Origin of the sequence: Aromatoleum bremense, assembly GCF_017894365.1 — a bacterium.
In the GTDB taxonomy this organism is placed as follows: domain Bacteria; phylum Pseudomonadota; class Gammaproteobacteria; order Burkholderiales; family Rhodocyclaceae; genus Aromatoleum; species Aromatoleum bremense.
Genome location: NZ_CP059467.1, coordinates 1711230 through 1731009, shown reverse-complemented (window position 1 = coordinate 1731009; position 19780 = coordinate 1711230). Strand labels below are relative to the sequence as shown.

Annotated in this window: 19 protein-coding genes and 2 pseudogenes; 19 read left to right on the top strand and 2 right to left on the bottom strand. The window is 62.7% G+C overall.

The features are described 5' to 3' along the window. Window positions 1-53 precede the first annotated feature (53 nt). The 5 genes from pbN1_RS08225 to pbN1_RS08205 all read left to right on the top strand — a co-directional run bounded on the left by pbN1_RS08225 (window position 54) and on the right by pbN1_RS08205 (window position 4864). Window positions 54-2069: a DNA topoisomerase III gene (locus tag pbN1_RS08225; protein ID WP_169203269.1), complete on the top strand. Its 2016-nt coding sequence runs from the start codon at window positions 54-56 to the stop codon at window positions 2067-2069. 784 nt (window positions 2070-2853) lie between these two features. Then, window positions 2854-3090 carry a hypothetical protein gene (locus pbN1_RS08220; protein ID WP_169203268.1) on the top strand — a complete coding sequence of 79 codons (237 nt, stop codon included), beginning with the start codon at window positions 2854-2856 and terminating at the stop codon, window positions 3088-3090. 26 nt (window positions 3091-3116) lie between these two features. Next, window positions 3117-3509, top strand: a complete 393-nt coding sequence (locus pbN1_RS08215; RefSeq protein ID WP_169203267.1) for a hypothetical protein — start codon at window positions 3117-3119, stop codon at window positions 3507-3509. Window positions 3510-3605: 96 nt separating this feature from the next. After that, complete coding sequence (locus pbN1_RS08210; protein ID WP_169203266.1) at window positions 3606-3770, top strand: hypothetical protein; 165 nt, start codon at window positions 3606-3608, stop codon at window positions 3768-3770. A 110-nt stretch (window positions 3771-3880) separates the two neighbouring features. Continuing rightward, window positions 3881-4864 carry an IS5 family transposase gene (locus pbN1_RS08205; protein ID WP_169203265.1) on the top strand — a complete coding sequence of 328 codons (984 nt, stop codon included), beginning with the start codon at window positions 3881-3883 and terminating at the stop codon, window positions 4862-4864. Between the two features lie 181 nt (window positions 4865-5045). On the opposite strand, the gene pbN1_RS08200 is transcribed toward pbN1_RS08205, so the two are convergent. Next, entirely contained in the window at window positions 5046-6737 is a 1692-nt protein-coding gene (locus pbN1_RS08200) for a hypothetical protein (RefSeq protein ID WP_169203264.1), read from the bottom strand. 491 nt (window positions 6738-7228) lie between these two features. Between pbN1_RS08200 and pbN1_RS08195 the strand changes: the two genes are divergently transcribed. The 9 genes and pseudogenes from pbN1_RS08195 to pbN1_RS08155 all read left to right on the top strand — a co-directional run bounded on the left by pbN1_RS08195 (window position 7229) and on the right by pbN1_RS08155 (window position 14382). Beyond that, window positions 7229-7780, top strand: coding sequence for an STY4534 family ICE replication protein (locus pbN1_RS08195; protein ID WP_169203263.1), 552 nt, complete (start codon window positions 7229-7231; stop codon window positions 7778-7780). Between the two features lie 55 nt (window positions 7781-7835). Then, window positions 7836-8447, top strand: a complete 612-nt coding sequence (locus pbN1_RS08190) for a DUF3275 family protein (protein WP_169203262.1) — start codon at window positions 7836-7838, stop codon at window positions 8445-8447. A gap of 157 nt (window positions 8448-8604) precedes the next feature. Continuing rightward, window positions 8605-8811 carry a hypothetical protein gene (locus tag pbN1_RS08185; RefSeq protein WP_425305757.1) on the top strand — a complete coding sequence of 69 codons (207 nt, stop codon included), beginning with the start codon at window positions 8605-8607 and terminating at the stop codon, window positions 8809-8811. A gap of 84 nt (window positions 8812-8895) precedes the next feature. Next, window positions 8896-9546: a hypothetical protein gene (locus pbN1_RS08180; RefSeq protein WP_169203261.1), complete on the top strand. Its 651-nt coding sequence runs from the start codon at window positions 8896-8898 to the stop codon at window positions 9544-9546. Window positions 9547-9611: 65 nt separating this feature from the next. After that, window positions 9612-10427: pseudogene (locus tag pbN1_RS08175) on the top strand (DUF6094 domain-containing protein); the annotation flags it as partial. Between the two features lie 51 nt (window positions 10428-10478). Beyond that, on the top strand, window positions 10479-11291 hold the full coding sequence (locus pbN1_RS08170; protein WP_210147695.1) for an IS5-like element ISAzo23 family transposase: 813 nt from the start codon (window positions 10479-10481) through the stop codon (window positions 11289-11291). 6 nt (window positions 11292-11297) lie between these two features. Beyond that, window positions 11298-11594, top strand: a pseudogene (locus pbN1_RS08165) (DUF6094 domain-containing protein); the annotation flags it as partial. 101 nt (window positions 11595-11695) lie between these two features. Next, window positions 11696-12001, top strand: a complete 306-nt coding sequence (locus pbN1_RS08160; protein ID WP_024889622.1) for a hypothetical protein — start codon at window positions 11696-11698, stop codon at window positions 11999-12001. A 110-nt stretch (window positions 12002-12111) separates the two neighbouring features. Then, entirely contained in the window at window positions 12112-14382 is a 2271-nt protein-coding gene (locus tag pbN1_RS08155) for a helicase-related protein (RefSeq protein ID WP_169204219.1), read from the top strand. Between the two features lie 212 nt (window positions 14383-14594). On the opposite strand, the gene pbN1_RS08150 is transcribed toward pbN1_RS08155, so the two are convergent. Next, window positions 14595-15068 carry a very short patch repair endonuclease gene (locus tag pbN1_RS08150; RefSeq protein WP_169204220.1) on the bottom strand — a complete coding sequence of 158 codons (474 nt, stop codon included), beginning with the start codon at window positions 15066-15068 and terminating at the stop codon, window positions 14595-14597. A gap of 104 nt (window positions 15069-15172) precedes the next feature. Between pbN1_RS08150 and pbN1_RS08145 the strand changes: the two genes are divergently transcribed. From pbN1_RS08145 to pbN1_RS08125, 5 genes are all read left to right on the top strand, one after another. Further along, entirely contained in the window at window positions 15173-15394 is a 222-nt protein-coding gene (locus pbN1_RS08145; RefSeq protein ID WP_043743333.1) for a hypothetical protein, read from the top strand. A gap of 20 nt (window positions 15395-15414) precedes the next feature. Next, window positions 15415-16449: a DNA cytosine methyltransferase gene (locus pbN1_RS08140; RefSeq protein ID WP_043743331.1), complete on the top strand. Its 1035-nt coding sequence runs from the start codon at window positions 15415-15417 to the stop codon at window positions 16447-16449. A gap of 22 nt (window positions 16450-16471) precedes the next feature. Further along, window positions 16472-17167 carry an AAA family ATPase gene (locus pbN1_RS08135; protein WP_169204221.1) on the top strand — a complete coding sequence of 232 codons (696 nt, stop codon included), beginning with the start codon at window positions 16472-16474 and terminating at the stop codon, window positions 17165-17167. 35 nt (window positions 17168-17202) lie between these two features. Next, window positions 17203-18384 carry a transposase gene (locus pbN1_RS08130; protein ID WP_169204315.1) on the top strand — a complete coding sequence of 394 codons (1182 nt, stop codon included), beginning with the start codon at window positions 17203-17205 and terminating at the stop codon, window positions 18382-18384. A gap of 217 nt (window positions 18385-18601) precedes the next feature. Continuing rightward, entirely contained in the window at window positions 18602-19741 is a 1140-nt protein-coding gene (locus pbN1_RS08125) for an ATP-dependent nuclease (protein WP_169203016.1), read from the top strand. The last annotated feature ends 39 nt before the right edge of the window (window positions 19742-19780 follow it).

The window sequence follows — 19780 nt, the reverse complement described above, 5'->3', positions numbered from 1 at the left end:
GACGGGAATGCTGTGGGTCATTCGATGACCGTCACGCAGATCCCGGAGGCTTCATGCGCGTGTTCCTGTGCGAGAAGCCGTCCCAGGGCAAGGACATCGCCCGTGTGCTGGGTGCCGGTCAACGCGGCAACGGCTGCTACAGCGGCGCCGGTGTCGTCGTGACCTGGTGCATCGGTCATCTGGTGGAGGCGGTTCCACCCGAAGGCTACGGCGAGCAATACAAGCGCTGGGCCATCGAGCAACTGCCCATTCTTCCTGAGCGTTGGCGTGTCGAGCCCAAGGCGGCGACCGCAGCGCAATTCAAGGTCGTGCAGCAGCTCGTCGCCAAGGCGGGCGAGCTGGTGATTGCGACCGACGCCGACCGCGAGGGCGAGATGATCGCCCGCGAGATCATCGAGCTATGCGGCTACCGCGGGCCGATTCAGCGTCTGTGGCTGTCGGCGCTCAACGATGCGTCCATCCGCAAGGCACTGGGCGCGCTCAAGCCCTCGGCGGAGACGCTGCCACTGTATTTCTCCGCACTAGCCCGATCGCGCGCCGACTGGCTGATCGGAATGAACCTGAGCCGCTTGTTCACACTGCTGGGGCGCCAGGCCGGCTATACCGGCGTGCTGTCGGTGGGGCGCGTGCAGACGCCGACGCTGAAGTTGGTCGTCGATCGTGATCGCGAGATCGCGCGCTTCGTCTGCGTACCGTTCTGGGCCATCGAGGTTGCGCTATCGCATGCAGGCCAGTCCTTCGTCGCAAGCTGGACGCCGCCGCAAGGCAGCACCGACGATGCGGGCCGCTGCCTGCAACAGCCGGTGGCGCAGCAGGCCGCCGAGCGCCTGCGCACGGCCGGCTCCGCCCAGGTGCTGTCGGTAGAAACCGAGCGCGTTCGCGAAGGGCCGCCGCTGCCGTTCGACCTGGGCACGCTGCAGGAGGTGTGCTCCAAGCAGTTGGGCCTCGACGTGCAGGAGACGCTGGACATTGCCCAGGCGCTGTACGAGACGCACAAGGCGACAACGTATCCGCGCTCGGATTCGGGCTACCTGCCCGAGAGCATGCTGGCTGAGGTGCCGACCGTACTCGACAGTCTGGTCAAGACCGACCCCAGCCTGCGGCCGCTGATCGAGCGCCTGGATCGCCAACAGCGTTCGCGTGCATGGAACGACGGCAAGGTGTCGGCTCACCACGGCATCATCCCGACGCTGGAGCCCGCCAACCTGTCGGCCATGAACGAGAAGGAACTGGCCGTCTACCGGCTGATCCGCGCCCATTACCTCGCGCAGTTCCTCCCGCACCATGAGTTCGACCGGACGGTGGCGCAGTTCTCGTGCGGCAGTCAGTCGCTGGCTGCCGTGGGCAAGCAGATCGCCGTCACCGGCTGGCGCGAGGTGCTGGCGACGCCGGGGCCGGACGATGCCGATGGCGAGGATGCGCAGCGCAGCCAGGTGCTGCCCGCCCTGCATGCGGGCCTGTCCTGCCCGGTCGGTAAGGTGGATCTCAAGGCGCTGAAGACGCTGCCGCCCAAGCCCTACACGCAGGGCGAGCTGATCAAGGCCATGAAGACCGTCGCCAAGTTCGTGACCGACCCGCGCCTGAAACAGAAGCTGAGAGATACCACCGGCATCGGCACCGAGGCGACACGCGCCAACATCATCAACGGCCTAATCGGTCGCGGCTACCTGGTCAAGAAAGGCCGTGCCGTCCGCGCTTCCGACGCTGCATTCACGCTCATCGACGCGGTGCCCTCGGCCATCGCCGACCCCGGCACCACGGCGGTGTGGGAGCAGGCGCTCGACATGATCGAGGCCGGCCAGATGGCGCTGGACACCTTCATCGAGAAGCAGTCCGTGTGGGTCGGCCAGCTCGTGCAGCAGTACCGCGGCGCAACGCTCTCGCTCAAGCTGCCGCCGGCGCCGGCCTGCCCGCAGTGCGGCGCACCGATGCAGCAGCGCACGGGCAAGAGCGGCGCGTTCTGGTCCTGCTCGCGCTACCCGGACTGCAAGGGCACGTTGCCGATCGAGTCCCCGACGGGCCGGCGCAGCGCACCGCGCAAGCGGCGCGCTGCCTCCAAGGCGTCCTGATCCTCGCTTCCCCCCTGCCGCGCCGGCCACTTCACTGGCGGCGAGGCAAACGTCCCGCACCGCGCGGGACTCCAAAGCGCGCGTCTCCTTCTGCAACGGTGTGCGCGCCCCGTCTGCCCGCCATCGCGCGACGGGGCGAGAAGGTCATTGCTCCACGAATCGCGCCCGCCGCCATTCCCTTGATCGGTGTGCCTTGCCTCGGCCACGAGGGGCTTCCTGACGCCTTGCCGCCGCGCGAGCCGTGAGGAGGCCCCTTGGGCCGAGGGTATTCCGTGCCGGTGCCCGCCGGCGGAACAACGGGCTCCCTTTGTGCGCGTATGCGTGCCAAAGGTTTCCGGCCCCAGCCACGAAACGGGCCGGGTGCGATTGCTGACGCAGCGAACGGATTTGACGACGGCCTGCGCTGACGCAGCCCACAGGTGGTTTTCCTTCCTCTCCAGCCGAAGGCCCGCGTGGCCTTCGGCGCCCTGGTCTTTGCCTTGTCCCGTGACGCGGGCCATTGCCCTAAAAGCGGGCCGTCCGCGATTCGGTTTTCCCTGCGACGGCAGCCATGCTTCGCGCCCATCCTCACGCCATGCGTTGCTGACAGTCGTCAGCGGCATGCCCTGGCAGTCTCGGTCTTCAAGACTGCAACGCGGTTCGCCGCGTTGACCGATCCAGTCCGCTTCGCATCGCCCACCGCGGACGCTCGCCGGCCTGGCGACGATGCACTTTTCTCAACCACCCGAGGGGAACCCCATCCCCTGCGGGATGCGTGCTCCCCGACCCACCCAAGGAGCAGGGCATGTCTGAACCCTCCGCATCTTCCTCTGCAACCGCAGTACGCAGTGGTGCGCTGGCGCTGGCCTGGACCGGCAAGCGTCTGCCGCTACAGGTGCTGCGCAGCGCGGCCGGCCACTACATCGGCACGCAAGACGACGAAGGCCCGGTATCGCGGGAGTCCGTCGAGTATTTCCCGACCCACCTCGCAGCACAGCGCGCCCTGGATACCCATGCCTGGACGCAGCGCGCTCACGCCTGATTTCCCACCCTTCAAGGAGTTCTCTCATGAATCTGTCTTTGCCCGAAGACGTGCTCGATCACATGGCGCTGGAACAGGCGCATTTCGACGCTGCACCGCAGGCCTTCTTCGAGGCCTGGAAGCGCGGCGCGCAGATCGCCGGCCACGAGTGGTTCGGCGACGGCACACGCGAAGGTCTGCAGCGTGCCACCACCAAGTGGGACCTGCGGCCCAACATGCTGATGCTCAACGACGCCCTGGGTGTGCTGAGCAGCGGTCAACGCATGTTCCTGTCCGCGATGGTGAGCTTCTACAACTCCCGCGAAGGCGGCGCGATGCTCAAGCGTTGCGGCTTCGAGGGGCTGTCCGACTTCGGCGGCCTCGATCTGGAACGGCGCAAGGTCATCGCCGACCTCACGCTGCACTACAACGGCTGGTGAGCCGCGCCTGGCAACCCACCGCCCTTTCATCCCACCCCACGAGGGACATGCGTCCCCGTTCGGGGCCATGTCCCTCCTTTTCCTCAGGAACGAACCATGCCCCGTCCCCACTGGTCGCTGCGGCTGAAGGAACCCCAGAAGAAAGGCCTACTTGAATCGCGTTTCGAGGTACTCCACCTCGCTGCACTCGCCAACGTCCGAATGCTGGTCTTCAATGCCGATGTGTCGATCCGGGACGGGCTGACGCTGCACGAAGAATGATCATCCAGTCGAGCCCCTCACTAGGGAAGTGCTGAATTATTCCGTTCAGATGACCGTGGTCGATCTGAGGCTGTGACAATGATGCCCTGTTCAGGGCGAGCGTGATTACGATGCAATCGAGTTTCTCCGATCTGGAGTTCGCGGCGAAGAAGAAGAGGACGCGGCGCGACCGATTCCTTGCCGAGATCGAAACGGTGACGCCGTGGGCGGCGCTGATCGCCGAGGTTGAGCCGTTCTATCCGAAGGGCGGCGGTCGTGGCCGGCCGCCGATTCCGTTGCCTCGGATGCTGCGCATGTACGTTGCGCAGCAGTGCTTCGGACTCTCCGACGAGGGAATCGAGGACGCGCTCTACGACAGCCAGTCGATCCGCGGCTTCGTCGGCATCGACCTGGGCCGCGACGACGTGCCGGATGCGACGACGCTGCTCAATTTCCGCCACCTGCTCGAGGCGAACAAGCTGACCGAGCGAATCTTCGAGGCGATCAAGGCCCATCTGGCGGACAAGGGCCTGCTGCCGCGCGAAGGCAGCCTCGTCGACGCGACGATCATCGCTGCGCCGCCCTCGGTGAAGAACGAGGGCAAGGCCCGCGACCCGGATATGCATCAGACGAAGAAAGGGAACCAGTGGCATTTCGGCATGAAGGCGCACATCGGCGTCGATGCCGACTCGGGCCTCACGCACACGGTGGTCGCGACGGCGGCGAACGTGAGCGACGTGACACAGGCACACGCGCTGCTGCATGGCGACGAGAAGGACGTGTTTCTCGATGCCGGTTACCAGGGTGTCGAGAAGCGTCCCGAGAACGCCGACACGCAAGTCACCTGGCACGTCGCCATGAAACCGGGCAAGCGTCGGGCGCTGCCCGAAACCAAACTGGGCCAGCTGCTCGACGGGATCGAGCGGGCCAAGGCGCGGATTCGTGCCAAGGTCGAGCATCCGTTCCACGTCGTGAAGAACCTCTTTCGCCATCGCAAGACGCGCTATCGCGGACTGGCGAAGAATCTCGCGCAGCTCTTCACGCTGTTCGGCTTTGCGAACTTGGTGCTGGCGCGCCAGCGCCTGTGGGCGCTTCATGCCCAAGGAGCGTCCTGAAGTGGCCGAACGGCAGAAAGGGCTACGGCTGGCATTTGAAATTCCCGGTTCGTGCCGCCGAATCCGCGTGCCGGCAATGGCAATCGCATCCCGTCGAGACGGTGGCACTGTCGGATTCGCGAAAATTGCCATTACTTCAGCACTTCCCTAGACTCTCTTCTTCTCCCATCCCAGCCCGGCTTCATTTCGCTGGACCTATCCGTTTGGGATTGACCAATACCATGATGTCACCCAGAGGGAAGAAGAACGAATCGGGTTCCACGTCGGCCGTCGCGTGCTCCACCGATTCGCGAAGCAATGCAACGAACTCATTGGCCGATGCATTCGATCTCCGAGATCGCTGACGCAGGAAGTTACCCCAATCACACCAAGTCGCCCGCGCGTCATGATCTTCAGCTGCGGTGAAATGAGCGTGGTAGCGTCCCAGAACGACGAGATGAATGGAAAGGTCTCCATCGGCCTTGATCGAAAGACGCTCCTTCAGCCCTTCCATATCGGAGGCCGCAATCCATCCCTCCACATCCGCGATCCATTTGTTGCTGTCACGAACCAGACTGCTTGCATTGTTTCGACGCAACTTGTCGTCGTTCAAGAATGGCTGCTGCCACTTGAGCTGAAAGAGAATGACACTGCAGCAGTCGGAATCGTAGGCGACGAAGTCAATGTCCGTGACCACCTTGCCATTCCGCTTCAGCTTGACGCCATCCATGCAGTGCCAGCGAGGCGAAGGGAACTGCGTCCGCAGCTGAGTAACCCATCGCGCTTCTCGCCGATTCGCCGCATCAAACCAATCCTTCTCGTACCGCCTGCGCAGCTCGGTCCAGAGAAAGACGAACGGGTTGAGTTCCAAACCGTACATTGGAAGCACTACCAAGTCTCGACTCGTCCTGACTATGGGAGCGAGCGCTGGCATTCCACGATCCAGATGGTCTCTGGCGTTTGCAGGACTCAATGTGAGATGGTCCAGAAGTTCAGACACCTCCTGCTGCGTCGCGTCCAGAAAGATGGCCACCCCTTCCACCAGTTCCCCATGAACTGCGCCGCCGGTCATCAGGTTTCGTATTCCGTTCCCTGGGTTGTCTGCATTCAACAGACCGGCATAGCAGAGCCTTTGCTGAGACATGGCAGACAACGCCTCCAAGACGGCCACATATGCCGAGTAGGGGCGGCCGCCGAATCGATCCTCGTCGTCGAGCATATCCCTGAAGGACATTCTGCGCAGATACAGGACCGCCCACTCCCTGAAGTAGTCATCGACGTCCTCGAAGGGTGGCTCCTCGGGAGACCGGTTGCCACGCAAGTAGCCGGTCAAGCGAGGGAGCACCTCCATATGGCGGCACTCCAAGGCCGTTTCCTTGGGGCGGTCCTCCGCCATCGTCATGTCGCTGAGCCAGTTCAGCCCTTGGAACCCGATCTGCTCCCGGTAGGCAGTCCTGTCATTGACCGAAAGGACGAGCAGCCTCATCCCCTTCAATCTGCGCTGATCGATTTCGCCCTTCAGCGCACCGGAGCGCAACAGGTTCAATTGCTTCTCGGCCATCGTGAGGCAGCCCATCCGCAGCAGGAACTCGTCCGTTTGTTCGGCCGTCCTCGCGTTGGAGGCGAAAATCCTGGGCGCATCGGCTTTCAGCTCGGTAGGTAGAACTCGCTGCAGGGCGGCATTGATCGCGTACTTGCGAATGCTCTCCATCTGCCGCCCTGAATAATCCAATCCCTTCAGCTCCGGGACCAGCTCACGACAGAATGCGTAGTCGATTGCGCGAAGCGTCTCGAAGGTCAGCGCTTCCGATGGTTTCTCATAGCCACGCAACAGATACCGTTCGTCTTCAATGGCTTCATGGATGAGATCCACAGGATTCTTCATGCTGCGCATGGGGCGAGACCGTCGCGATTCAGATGATCTTGATTGACCAGCAGAACATCTGCCGGCTTTCCGAAGTCGCCAAGGCAGACCCCGCCGGTGAATGGTAAGCCCATGTTCGCGTCTGTGCCTCATCGATGCCCACAACATCAGTCGATCAGGCAAAGGTTCAGGTCGAGGGTTGGCGAGCCACTGGATGACCCGAGGAACGAGGAACGCACGATTCCGGATTCACCCTCGCTTCTGGCTGTTGACCACGACACGCTGAGGTCATGCCCGCTGATTGCAATCAGCGACATGCCCAGGCAGCCACGATCTTCGAGGCTGCGACGCGGTTCCGACCGCGTTGATCACCCCAGTTCGCACCGGCATCCCTGCGCGAACGGCCATCGGTTCTCGATGGCGATGCCACCAAGCTGTTCCATCAACCCACGCGGGGGTTCCACACCTTCCCCGCCTTGGGTCGGGTGTGTCTCCGCCTCATTGTTCGCAGGAGATTCACCATGACCACTTCCACCGAAAAGTCCTACTTCGATCTGCATATCACCGGCCTCGGGTATCTCAATCGCATCCGCGAAGTGAAGCCCAAGAAAGGCGATGCGTTCCTGGCCTGCGACATCGCAGCCCTGAACGGTCCCAGCGATGACGCCTCGTATGTGCGTTTCGACACGCGCGTATCGGGATCGGAAGCGCAGCACCTGGTGCGCCGCTGCATTCAGGCGGTCGACGCCGAGAAGAAGGTGATGATCGGCTTCCGCCTGGGCGACCTGTGGACCGACACCTTCACCTACTCCAAGGGCAAGCGTGCCGGCGAGCAGGGTGTGAGCCTCAAGGCCCGCCTGCTGTTCGTCAGTTGGATCAAGGTCGACGGCAAGCTCATCTACAAGGCCGAACCCAAGCCGACCGAGACCGACGAGCGCGACCCGGAAGTCCCTGTGACGTCCGACGCGCCCGCCGCGCAGCAAGCCTCGGCACCGGAGCCTTCCAAGCCCGTCGCCGATGCTGCCGACGACGCTGCCGATGCCCCCGCATTGGCCGTTGCCGAGTCGTTCTGATCCGCAAGGCCCCATCCCCGGGGCCTTGTCTTCTCTTCGTCAGCAGGAGACCTTCATGATCACCATCCCCGGCCAACTGGCCATCAAGACCATCCACGGCAGGAACGGCGACTTCAACGTCGGCCGCCTGGCGACCTCCATCGGCGAGTTCGTCGTGAAGAACGCCGAACTCGACCAGTACGACGAGGGCAAATACGACGGTGATTTCGTCATTGCCGAGATTCGCCCCTCCACGTACACCGCCAACGGCCGCATGGTCATCGAAATCCGCGCCCACCTGGGCGGGATGACGCTGTCCAACATCGACGCTCTGAGCCGCGACGAAGCCCGCCGGCTGAGTCCGCAGGAGGTCGATCCGATCGACGAGGAAGCGCAGGCGCCCGCGCCGGCAACGCCCCCGGCCAAGCCGAAGGCGAAGCCGCGCAGTCCGCGCGATCCCCTGGTCGATACCACGCCGTTCGGCAGCGAACCGGCTCCCGTGTCCGCTGCGGCCTCGGCCGAGGCAGACGACGCGGCGCTGTTCGGTGCCTTGTGGCCCCTGGGCGAGACCGTGAAGCTCGATGCGACCGTGGATCGTCGTGTGCTGCGTCAGCAGCGCGACCGTCTCGACAAGCTCGGCTACGAGTTCGCTCCGTTGTCCCAGGACTGGCACCTCAAAGCTGCCTGATCCATCCGCCGCCTCGCGCGGCATTCCGCCACCCGCCGGGGTTCTCCCCCGACGGGGAGGGCTCCGGCCATTTCTTCAAGGAGACCTTCATGGGCTGGACTTTCGTTCGTCAGACGCGCGATCAATTGATCCGCGAGCTGATCGCTCCGCAGGCGTCATGGGCCTCGCGGCCGGTGAGTCCGTCTGCTACATCGGCTGCCATCTGCTGGAAAGCTCGGGCGGCGATTGGGGCTACAAGTCCCTCGATGAGTCCGTGCATCCGTACTACTACTCGTGCTCGCTGCGCTATCTCGACATGGCGCCGGTGCAAAGCTCCGAGTGGCGCGAGCGGGTTCACCGCTTCCACGCGGGACGCGCTGTCTAGCGGCACGCATCTTCCTTCACTCAACCGGGGCGAGCACTGCCCCGCGGGCTGTGGTTGCTCCTTCATTCCCTCGAGGACATCACCATGCCTGCACCTTCTTCCGCGAAACCGCTGCACCGCATCGACGAATGCCCCGATCTCATGGCCGACGGTTGCGTCGGTGACGAGCAGGGCAATCTCGTCTTTCTCTCGATCTGGGCGCGCGACACCGCCGTTCAGGAGTTCCTAGCCCGCCTGACCCTCAGCCGGGATGAACAGGGGCTGGACCAGTTCCACGTCATCACCGAGCAGGGCGCATCCATCCCGGTCTTCGTCGGCAACGTCGAGAACCTGGAAAAGCGCATCACCCGCGCCTACCGGCGAACGCTGTTCGGTTCGCTGACGAATGTGTGGCTGTGCGATCGTCGCTGCGTGAAGCCAGACAAGGCCAACGCCAGCGCGCTGGCGCTTCTGCCCAGGGATTCCGCTCACCGGCTCGACCGGCTGTGGACGCTGGTGCAGGACACCTGCCCGCTGCCACTGCTCGACCACTGGCGCGACACCGTGCTGGAGCTGTTGCAGACACGGCGGATGCTGACCGGTCTTCCCTTGGCCCTCGGGCCGCTGGAAGGCCATCGGCTGGCCCTCGATGTCCCGGCGCTGACGAAGGCGCTGGGCGAGCTGATCCGCAACGGCACCCTCGGCGCCACGCAGTACGAACTGGCCGCGAACGCACCGCTTCGGCGTGTGGCGTGAGCCATCCCCATGGGCATGCGCGCCGCGCGTGCCCGCCTTCCCTCATCCATCATCAGGAGAAATCCATGGCACTCATGTTTCCGCGCCTGGCGCGCAATTTCATCCGTAACGGCTACTTCCCCACCGACGAGCCGACGCTGGAGCGGGCCTTGTCCGCACTGGCGCCGTCTCCCGGCTCCATGTCCATCCTCGATCCCTGCGCTGGCGAAGGCGTGGCGATCGCCGAAGCCGCCCACGCCCTCGGGCGCGAGCAGGTCCAGGCCTTCGCCGTCGAGTACGACGCCGAGCGTGCCCGCCACGCACGGCAACTGGTCGATCGCTGCATCCACGGTGACCTGATGGACACGCTGATCTCGCGCCAGGCCTTCGGGCTGCTGTGGCTGAACCCGCCGTATGGCGATCTGAGCAAGGACGTGAACGGCAACATCGGCTATCAAGGCCAGGGCCGTGCGCGGCTGGAAAAGCTGTTCTATCAGCGCGCGCTGCCGCTGCTGCAGTACGGCGGCGTGCTGATCTTCATCGTGCCGTCCTACGTGCTCGACGCCGAGCTGGTCGGATGGCTGACGCGCCACTTTGCCGGCCTGCGCATCTACCGTGCGGTGGAAACGCAGTTCAAGCAGGTAGTGATCTTCGGTCGCAGGATTCGTCAACACGACCAGGCGTCGGAGTCGGTCAAGGCCATGCGTGGTCTGCTGCTGCAGATCGGGCAAGGCGACGCCGAAGCCGAGGAACTGCCGCTCGAATGGCCGTTCCTGCCGTACACCGTCCCCGTCAGCCCGGCCGAGCCGGAGCACTTCTATCGCGTGACGATGGAGCCCGAGCAGTTCGCCGATGAAGTCGGCCGGCTGCAAGGACTCTGGCCGGCGCTCGATACGCACCTAGAGCGTGTTATGAACTTATGCAGCTGATATAGTTGATGTTTTTTGATCACTGTGAGCAGAAAACCCTACCCGAGCGATGTCAGTGAAGAGGAGTGGCATTTCGTGGCGCCGTATCTGACGCTGATGACCGAGCAGGCGCCGCAGCGCAGCTACCCCTTGCGCGAAGTGTTCAACGCGTTGCGCTGGCTGGCTCGGGCCGGCGCGCCATGGCGACTCTTGCCGAATGATTTTCCGCCCTGGCAGATGGTGTATCAGCAGTTTCGCCGCTGGAACGATGCGGGCTGTTTCGAGGCGATGGTGAGCGACATGCGTTCGATCATCCGAGTCGGCGACGGTCGCAAGGCCCAGCCCAGTGCCGTGATTCTCGATGGGCGAACGCTGCAAAGCAGCTGCGAAAGCGGGCCGCGTGCCGGCTACGACGGCTACAAGCGGCGTCGGGGCAGCAAAGTACATATGGCCGTGGATACGCTGGGGCAACTCATTGCGCTGACCGTCACGCCGGCCGATGAACAGGAGCGCGCGCAGGTCAAGGACCTGTGCGAGGCGGTGCAGCAAGCCACGGGTGAAACGGTCAAAGTGGCGTGGGCCGACCAAGGCTACACGGGCGACGAAGCTCGGAAAGCGGCCAAGGCGGCGGGTATCGATCTTCAAATCGTCAAACTTCCCGAGGCGAAGAAGGGATTTGTATTGCTGCCCCGGCGCTGGGTCGTCGAGCGCAGTTTCGGGTGGCTGTCCCGATTCAGACGACTGAGTCGGGATTTCGAGCGGATGCCGCAAGTGCTGGCCGGATTGCATTTCGTCGTCTTCTGCATCCTCATGCTGCCCAAGGCCGCGTTCTGGCTGGCACTGGAAGCAAGTTCATAACACGCACTAGGCGCCGCGCAGCAATCGCTGCGTCCGCCCGCGCGGGCCTTGTCGCACTGGCATCTCGCCCTGGCCTTGGCCGCAGGCGCGATCTCCGGCGTGGTGAAGTCCAGGACCGGGCGCGTGCTGGTCGTCAAAGGTGATACCCACAAGGAGAAGACGCTCCAGACGGAATACACCGAGCGCGACGACGGCTCAGTGGCCGAGACGCGCATCCTCACCGACAAGTTCGTGCCGGTCATTCGTGCATGGGATTTGACGCTGGGCTCGCCCACGTGGGGCGAAGTGCTGACCATCCGCTGATCGCTGTTCCCTGACGCTTCGTCGTCGCTTTCATCCACCCACCGGGGTCACGTTGCCCCGATGGGGTGCCGTGGCCCCTTCTTCCAGAAGGAGATACCACCATGGCACTCGCAGTCCTCAACCTCGCGTCACAAGCACGCTTTTCGCCCGGGCAGGTGGTCATGACCGCCGGCGTCGACGAGTTGGTCCGACAGGGTCGGCTCAACCCCACGCCGTACCTGCGCCGCCATCTTCATGGCGATTGGGGCGACCTGGACGACAGCGATCGACGGCAGAACGATGCCGCGCTGAAGTCCGGTGAGGATCGACTGTTCTCGTCCTACCAGGTCACGCGCGACCTGAAGCTCTGGATCATCACCGAATGGGATCGCAGCGTCACCACACTGCTGCTGCCCAGCGAATACTGATCCGCATCCAGCGGCACCTACACGTTTCTATGCCGCATCTTTCTTCCCACCCAGGGGCATGTCACCGCCCCGTGGGGGAGGTGCATGCCCCATTGCCTTGGAGCATCACCATGTCTCTCGATCTCGAAACCGTTCCCGAAACCGCTGTGCAGGGCGACCTGCTCGAAACGGCTGCTTCACCCCTCACGCTCAGTCTGCAGGACTTCGTATCGGAGTTCGGCGACGAGTTGCTCGATTCGCTGAACCGCGCCAATCCTCCGGTCTACACCGGCCAGGTGCGGGTGCATCGGCAACTGATCCTCGCCGCGCTCAAGCGCAAGCTGTTCCCGGCGCAAGCCGATGTGGTCCATGCCGTCACCGAGCTGTTGGTCGACCGCGGCGAACGCGCCGCGATCGTCAATGGCGAGATGGGTTGCGGCAAGACGACCGTCGGCATCGCCACGGCCGCCGTGCTCAACGCCGAAGGCTACCGCCGCACCCTGGTGCTCTCGCCACCCCACCTGGTCTACAAGTGGCGGCGCGAGATCCAGGAAACGGTGGTCGGTGCCAAGGTCTGGGTGCTCAATGGCCCGGACACGCTGGTCAAGCTGCTGAAACTGCGCGAGCAGTTGGGCGTGCCGGCGCAGGGCCAGGAGTTCTTCGTCCTGGGCCGCGTGCGGATGCGGATGGGGTTCCACTGGAAACCTGTCTTCGTTCGGCGGCGCGCGCCTCACGGCGACGTGGGGGCCTGCCCGGATTGCGGGCATGTCATCACCGACCTCGACGGCGAGCCGATCAACCCGGTCGAACTCGAAGCCGAGGAGTCCCGCCGCAAGTGCAGCCACTGCCGTGCACCGCTGTGGTCGTTGATCCGTCCCAGAGGCCTGTCCGCCAGCGACCAGTCCTCGACCGTGCTCAAGGCACTGAAGCGTATTCCGACCATAGGCGAAGTCACCGCGCAGAAGCTCATGCAGAAGTTCGGTGACGCATTCCTCGCGTCGATGCTCGGGGACAACATCCACGAGTTCATCAACCTGATGGATGGCAACGGCGAGCTGGTCTTCTCGGACCGGCAAGCCCATCGCATGGAACGTGCGATGGCCAACATGGAGTTCGGATTCGGCGAGGGCGGCTACCAGCCGTCCGAGTTCATCAAGAGGCAGCTTCCCCAAGGTACGTTCGACCTGCTCATCGCCGACGAGGCGCACGAGTACAAGAACGGCGGCTCCGCCCAGGGCCAGGCCATGGGGGTGTTGGCGGCCAAGGCGCGCAAGACGCTGCTGCTCACCGGCACACTGATGGGCGGCTACGGGGACGACCTGTTCCACCTGCTGTTCCGAGCCCTGCCGGGGCGGATGATCGAAGACGGCTACCGGCCGACGAAGAGCGGCAGCATGACGTCGGCCGCGATGGCGTTCATGCGCGATCACGGCGTGCTCAAGGACATCTATTCCGAGAGCACCGGCACGGCGCACAAGACGGCCAAGGGCACCAAGGTATCGGTGCGCACGGTCAAGGCGCCGGGTTTCGGTCCCAAGGGCGTGCTGCGTTGCGTCCTGCCGTTCACGGTCTTCCTCAAGCTGAAGGACATCGGCGGCAATGTGCTGCCGCCCTACGACGAGGAATTCCGCGAAGTCGCGATGGACACGGCGCAAGCCGCGGCCTACCGTGATCTGGCGGGTCGGCTGACCCAGGAGCTGAAGCAGGCCCTGGCGAAGCGCGACACGACGCTGCTCGGTGTGGTCCTCAACGTGCTGCTGGCCTGGCCGGACTGCTGCTTCCGGTCGGAAACGGTGGTGCATCCGCGTACTCGCAACACTTTGGCCTTCGTACCGGCTCAGTTCAACGAGTTGGAGGTGATGCCCAAGGAGCGCGAGCTGATCGACATCTGCAAGCAGGAGAAGGCGGAAGGCCGCAAGGCCCTGGTCTATTCGGTCTACACCGGCACGCGCGATACCACGTCGCGCCTCAAGGTACTGCTGGAGCAGGAAGGCTTCAAGGTGGCGGTGCTGCGCGCGAGCGTCGATGCCTCCCGCCGCGAGGACTGGATCGCAGAGCAGTTGGACCGCGGCATCGACGTGCTCATCACCAATCCCGAGCTGGTGAAAACCGGCCTGGACCTGCTGGAGTTCCCGACCATCGTGTTCCTCCAGTCGGGCTACAACGTGTATTCGCTGCAGCAGGCCGCCCGGCGCTCATGGCGCATCGGCCAGAAGCAGCCGGTGCGCGTGATCTACCTCGGCTACGCCAACTCCTCGCAGATGACCTGCCTGGGGTTGATGGCCCGGAAGATCATGGTGTCGCAGAGCACCTCGGGCGATGTGCCCGAGTCCGGGCTCGATGTCCTGAACCAGGACGGCGACTCGGTGGAGGTGGCACTGGCGCGGCAGTTGATGCGCTGAGCTCTGCTCGGTCTTTGGCGGCCCCTCCGGGGGCCGTTTCCTTTTACTCATTCCGCGTTGCGATAGAAATGACGGACTCCAATGCCCTTTCCGGTTGCCTCTTTGAGAGACTTCAGCCCAAGCAGCCAGTTAAAGACTGCCCGGTTCTGGGCGTCGGTCAAATCCTTCTGCGGACCGAGTCGATCTTTTCGTGATCCCCATGGCTCTCCTTGTCAGCTGCTGCGTACTTTGCGACCCGCTTCGCGAAATATGCGAGCACCGTCCGCCCGAGACCGAGCAACCGCCGCTCGTATGCGATCTACGACGGTTGCCAGGTCGCCTTCCACTTCGTGTTCCCAGTAGCGCAAAACCGTCCAGCCGAGCGCGCCAAGCGCGTTCTCCACCTCCCGATCACGCTGCCGGTTACGCGCAATCTTCTCAGACCAGAACGATGCTTTGGTGACCGGGGGCTTGTAGTGGTCTTGACAACCGTGCCAGAAGCAGCCGTCGACAAACACCGCGATCTTGCAGCCGACGAAGGCCAAGTCCGGCCGCCCCGGAACACTTGGACGCACCCTGTAACGCAGTCCGGCACGCCAGAGAGCGCGGCGCAGGACCATCTCCGGCCCCGTATCCGCCCCGCGGACGCGTGCCATCTGTTCCGACTTGGTCAGCGGGTAGAGTTTACGTATTTTCTTCCGTTGCATCGCATCGACTTGGCGGCTTGAATCGGGTGCGGTCGACGCACATCATCTTTACATTTGCGTTACATTCCGATAGGATGCCACGCGATAGGCATGAGGGTCAATCAATGGGCGATGTCGAACGAAAGACCGAGACGGTGAACCTGCGGTTTTCTCCAAGGATGAAGGAGCTGCTGCGGATCGCGGCCGAGCGGGAGCACCGGACACTGTCGAACATGATCGAGACACTCGTGATCAATTACTGCGAGAGCAGGGGAATACCAGTGGAACCGGGCGCGAAAGGCGCCTCCCGAGCAAAAAAGAGAGCTACAACCACGACAGACGAGTGATTCACACGGCAGCCGTCAAGATGAAAAAGAAGTCCAATATGCGCATGGCCATAGATTTATTTTCGGGTTGCGGGGGCCTGACCCAAGGCCTCCGTGATGCGGGCTTCACCGTGGGCGCGGCCGTGGAGATTGATGCACTCGCCGCGGAAACGTATGCCGCCAATCACCCCGAGGTGAGGCTTTTCAATGCCGATATCCGCAACATCTCGGCTTCCGAGATCTTGGACGCCTGCGGCATCGCGACGGGGGAACTCGACCTGCTGGCCGGCTGCCCCCCATGCCAGGGTTTTTCCCGCATCCGACTCAACAACAAGAGAGAGCGAATGGACGATCCCCGTAACCGGCTTATTGATGAGGTTCTCCGGGTGGTGGGCGAAATGCGGCCGAAAGTCGTGATGCTGGAGAATGTGCCCAATCTCTCACGCTATACCCGCTATCTGGATTTCAAGAGGGATCTGCGCAAGCTTGGTTACGAAATCTCCGATCAGATCCTTGATGTCGCTGATTTCGGTGTGCCCCAGCGTCGCAAGCGACTCGTTGTCCTCGCGTCACGGCTGGGTCGAATCTCACACATCGAACCGGTGAAAGGGCGTAAGACGGTAAGAGATACGATCGGAAAGCTGCCGGATCATATCCTGAAAAATGACCCTCTCCACAGCCTGGGTGAGCAGCGCAGCGAACGCGTGCGTCAGTTGATCAAGGCCATCCCGAAGGACGGCGGCAGCAGGACGGCTCTATCCCCAGGACTGGTCCTCAAATGCCACGAAAAACAGGACGGGTTCTACGACGTCTACGGTCGTATGCGATGGGACGACGTTGCGCCCACTATCACCGGCGGCTGCATCAACCCCTCGAAGGGGCGGTTTCTTCATCCCACGGAGGACCGCGCCATCACCCTTCGCGAGGCGGCGCTCCTGCAGAGCTTTCCGCCTGGCTATGTGTTCTCGCTGCGCCGGGGCAAGTACGCCGCCGCCGAGATGATCGGGAATGCCCTCCCTCCGCTTTTTTCGCGCATGCAGGCTGAGGCGATAAAGAGCCATTTGGCCGGGCAGTGACAGGCAACGACTCGGTGGCCGAATGTCAAAGAATGAAGAAATCATCGCGCTTGTCGATACGCTCAAGAACTTCGCCCCGGGCAAGCCGCTTAAGCACTACATAACTCACGCGACATTCCCCAGGTTCAAAAACATTGAGTCGGGAACACGGGTCGATTTCGAGTTCCCCCTCACCGCGCTTGTCGGCGCTAACGGGATCGGCAAGAGCTCGCTGCTACATGCGCTATGGGGGATGCCGTACGGACACTCGACGTCCAAATTTTGGTTCTCCACCGACTTAGATCCCATCGAGGATAGCAATAGGGACCCTCAGCGTTATTTCTACGGCTACTGGCACGAGGGCTTCGGCGGGGTTGTTGAAACTCGGAAAGCACGTATCGGGAAAAAGCAGGACTATTGGGAGCCATACCGTTGGAGCAAGAGCGACGGAATGGCACCCATGCCGGAGGGTGACTTCGAGGGGAAGGCAAAGGATCGCTGGAATCCTGTTCGAAGAAAGGTCGTCTACATCAATTTCAGGGCGTTGTTTGGTTCCTTCGACCGCTACTTTTACTTCGATGACGACCTTGGCGGAGGAAACAAGCGCGATGTGATGCTGCGAGCGGCGCGTCGACTCAAGACGGTGAAGGATGAGCCTCTTGCAAAAAGCGCTCTGCGCGGGGAATTTTTTGCAGCGCGAGGCAAAGGCGGAGGGGGCGGGCGGCCATTTCTGGCATGATGAAGTTCTCACACAAACATCATAACGCCCGCAAAATGGATGCTATCGGACGCGCTGTAATCCTGCAACGGTGGAATGTGGTTCAGCACGAACTGCTGCCCAAGTTGAAGAACGAGGTGGGCGCACTGACGCCGAAGCTGGAGCGGGTCATCCACACCCTGGAATGGGTGCGCATCGAGGAATTCGTTTCGGCATCCTGGTGCGGTACGGGCCGTCCGCCCCATGAGCGCAGCTGGCTGGCGAATGCCTTTGTAGCCAAAGCCGTGTTGGGGCTGACGACCACGGTCGGGCTGATTGAGCGTCTGACGGTCGATCGTGCGCTGCGGCGCATCTGTGGCTTTGCGCTGTGCCGGAAACTGCCCTCCGAGTCCACGTTCTCGCGCGCGTTTGACGAGTTCGCCGCGGCGCGTCTGGCCGAACGGGTGCATGAGGCGCTCATCAAGGAACACCTTGGGAATGAACTGATCGGGCACCTCAGCCGCGACGGCACCGCGATCGAAGCGCGCGAGCGCCCGGCCCAGAGCCGGCGTGCAGCGGCGACCCCGGCGCCGGCGCCGGCGGCCCAATCGTGCTTGATCACCGAGGCGGCGCCGGCTGCGCCAACGCCCGCGGTTCCGGCGAAGAAACGGGGCCGCGGCCGCCCCCGGCGCGGCAAAGTCCGTGCCCCTGCCAAGGTTTCGCCCATCCAGCGCCAACGTCAGCAGAGCCTGGCGCAGATGCTCAAGGATATCCCCTCGGGGTGCGACCGTGGCACCAAGTGCAATGCCCAAGGGTACAAAGTCAGCTGGAACGGCTACAAGCTGCACCTGGACACCGCCGACTGTGGCGTGCCGATTGCGGCGCTGCTGTCGTCGGCCTCGATGCACGACAGCCGCGCTGCCATCCCCCTGTCGCTGATCAGCGCGCAGCGTGTCACCAACCTCTACGACGTCATGGATGCCGCCTATTGCAGCTTCGAGTTGCATGAGCACTGCCGCAGCCTCGGCCATGTCCCCTTGATCGACCACAATCCGCGTGGCGGGATGAAAGAGGCGTTCGAGCCTGCTGACGCGATCCGTTACAACGAACGCACCGTCGCCGAGCGCAGCAATGCGCGGCTCAAGGATGAGTTCGGCGGCAACACTCTCCGGGTCAAGGGCGGCACCAAGGTCATGGGGCACCTGATGTTCGGTGTCTTGGCGCTGTCTGCTGATCAGTTGATGCGATTGCGGCAATGACACTCCGCACCGCGACACCTACGCTGACATCGCTGCCATCGATGACGCAGGACTCCTACGTCCAAAAATAGCAAGAACATGCCAATGACCTGGCCGAAAAGCCCTGCCGACTTCGCCAACGAGGAAATCTCGCTCCCGGCGGGCGAGTGCCTCAGCTTCACAATTCCGAAGTGGGATTTTTGCAAGAGGCTCGGATGATATCAAGCAGTCGTACAAGATGGGGCACCGCGAGCGCATATTCGAGAACCGCGTGCTTAAGCCTTATGAGCTCACCGAGGCATCCAGAATTCTCGGCCGTTCCTATGATTCAGCTCACCTCATTCGGCATTCCCTTTACCCCGGCAATAGAGGTAGAGATCTGAGCGTCGTTTTCAAACGTGGGGCGGAATACTCCGAAGCGTTTGCGGGGAGCGGCGAGATTGCTGCCGTGAGCGCGGTTGTCGACGTCCTGGCCGCAGATGAGTACTCACTTATTCTGCTCGATGAACCGGAAACGTCTCTCCACCCCGGAGCCCAGCGGTCTATGCTCAGATTTTTGCTGGATCAGATCAAGCTGAAGAAGCACCAGATAATTATCTCGACTCACTCGAGCGAGTTTTTAACCGGCCTACCGCATGAAGCAATCAAGGTGTTCGAGGATAACGGAAAAACCCAATCCCGCATTCTCCCCCGTAGCTCTCCCGCAGCGGCATTGAACCGCCTTGGAAGACCGCCGCAGAACAAGCGTCGAGTGCTTGTGGAGGATTCCTTGGCAGAGCAACTTGTTCTCCATGCGGCCAAAGGCCTTGATCCCGGCGACCGCGAGACACTCGAGGTCAAGGTGGCTCCGGGTGGCGCCGAGTCCATTCTCAAGTACTTGGGGCCGGCTGCCATGGTTTCCGGTGATGAAGTTTTCGTCTTGCTCGACGGCGACCAGAAGAAAGTGAAGGAATTCAGCGATCCTGCCCAGATAGCGCCCGCCGAGCATGCGCAATTGGATAGCCGTATCAAGCAGGAGCTCGGATTTGAGCCTCAATACCATATCCAGGGCGGACGCGATGAGGCTGCTCACAAGAAAGCGAAAATCAAGGCCCAACTCAGCTATCTGGCTTGGCTACGCAAACATCTGGACTTTTTCCCTAGACAACTGCCGGAACACATAATTTTGGAGGCGTTTGAACCTACTCGACGCCATTCCGATGCGGGCTCGATCGACGCGAAGGCCGCACTCAAGAAGCTACTGTCCGGTAGTGCAGAGATTGAGCCTAGCGCCGAGGAGGTTACCACTCTTGCGCGATTCAAGATCGCCGAAATCCCGCAGGACAATGCAGACCTCACTACAATCCGCGAATGTCTGCAAAAATGGTTGCATGGCTGATCTCGTGATAACAGAACAGAACCATATCGCTCAATAAGG

Excerpts from the sequence above, each read along its gene's own strand:
- pbN1_RS08225 (WP_169203269.1), top strand. The coding sequence starts at position 54 with ATGCGCGTGTTCCTGTGCGAGAAGCCGTCCCAGGGCAAGGACATCGCC.
- pbN1_RS08220 (WP_169203268.1), top strand. The coding sequence starts at position 2,854 with ATGTCTGAACCCTCCGCATCTTCCTCTGCAACCGCAGTACGCAGTGGT.
- pbN1_RS08215 (WP_169203267.1), top strand. The coding sequence starts at position 3,117 with ATGAATCTGTCTTTGCCCGAAGACGTGCTCGATCACATGGCGCTGGAA.
- pbN1_RS08210 (WP_169203266.1), top strand. The coding sequence starts at position 3,606 with ATGCCCCGTCCCCACTGGTCGCTGCGGCTGAAGGAACCCCAGAAGAAA.
- pbN1_RS08205 (WP_169203265.1), top strand. The coding sequence starts at position 3,881 with ATGCAATCGAGTTTCTCCGATCTGGAGTTCGCGGCGAAGAAGAAGAGG.
- pbN1_RS08200 (WP_169203264.1), bottom strand. The coding sequence starts at position 6,737 with ATGCGCAGCATGAAGAATCCTGTGGATCTCATCCATGAAGCCATTGAA.
- pbN1_RS08195 (WP_169203263.1), top strand. The coding sequence starts at position 7,229 with ATGACCACTTCCACCGAAAAGTCCTACTTCGATCTGCATATCACCGGC.
- pbN1_RS08190 (WP_169203262.1), top strand. The coding sequence starts at position 7,836 with ATGATCACCATCCCCGGCCAACTGGCCATCAAGACCATCCACGGCAGG.
- pbN1_RS08185 (WP_425305757.1), top strand. The coding sequence starts at position 8,605 with ATGGGCCTCGCGGCCGGTGAGTCCGTCTGCTACATCGGCTGCCATCTG.
- pbN1_RS08180 (WP_169203261.1), top strand. The coding sequence starts at position 8,896 with ATGCCTGCACCTTCTTCCGCGAAACCGCTGCACCGCATCGACGAATGC.
- pbN1_RS08160 (WP_024889622.1), top strand. The coding sequence starts at position 11,696 with ATGGCACTCGCAGTCCTCAACCTCGCGTCACAAGCACGCTTTTCGCCC.
- pbN1_RS08155 (WP_169204219.1), top strand. The coding sequence starts at position 12,112 with ATGTCTCTCGATCTCGAAACCGTTCCCGAAACCGCTGTGCAGGGCGAC.
- pbN1_RS08150 (WP_169204220.1), bottom strand. The coding sequence starts at position 15,068 with ATGCAACGGAAGAAAATACGTAAACTCTACCCGCTGACCAAGTCGGAA.
- pbN1_RS08145 (WP_043743333.1), top strand. The coding sequence starts at position 15,173 with ATGGGCGATGTCGAACGAAAGACCGAGACGGTGAACCTGCGGTTTTCT.
- pbN1_RS08140 (WP_043743331.1), top strand. The coding sequence starts at position 15,415 with ATGAAAAAGAAGTCCAATATGCGCATGGCCATAGATTTATTTTCGGGT.
- pbN1_RS08135 (WP_169204221.1), top strand. The coding sequence starts at position 16,472 with ATGTCAAAGAATGAAGAAATCATCGCGCTTGTCGATACGCTCAAGAAC.
- pbN1_RS08130 (WP_169204315.1), top strand. The coding sequence starts at position 17,203 with ATGGATGCTATCGGACGCGCTGTAATCCTGCAACGGTGGAATGTGGTT.
- pbN1_RS08125 (WP_169203016.1), top strand. The coding sequence starts at position 18,602 with ATGGGGCACCGCGAGCGCATATTCGAGAACCGCGTGCTTAAGCCTTAT.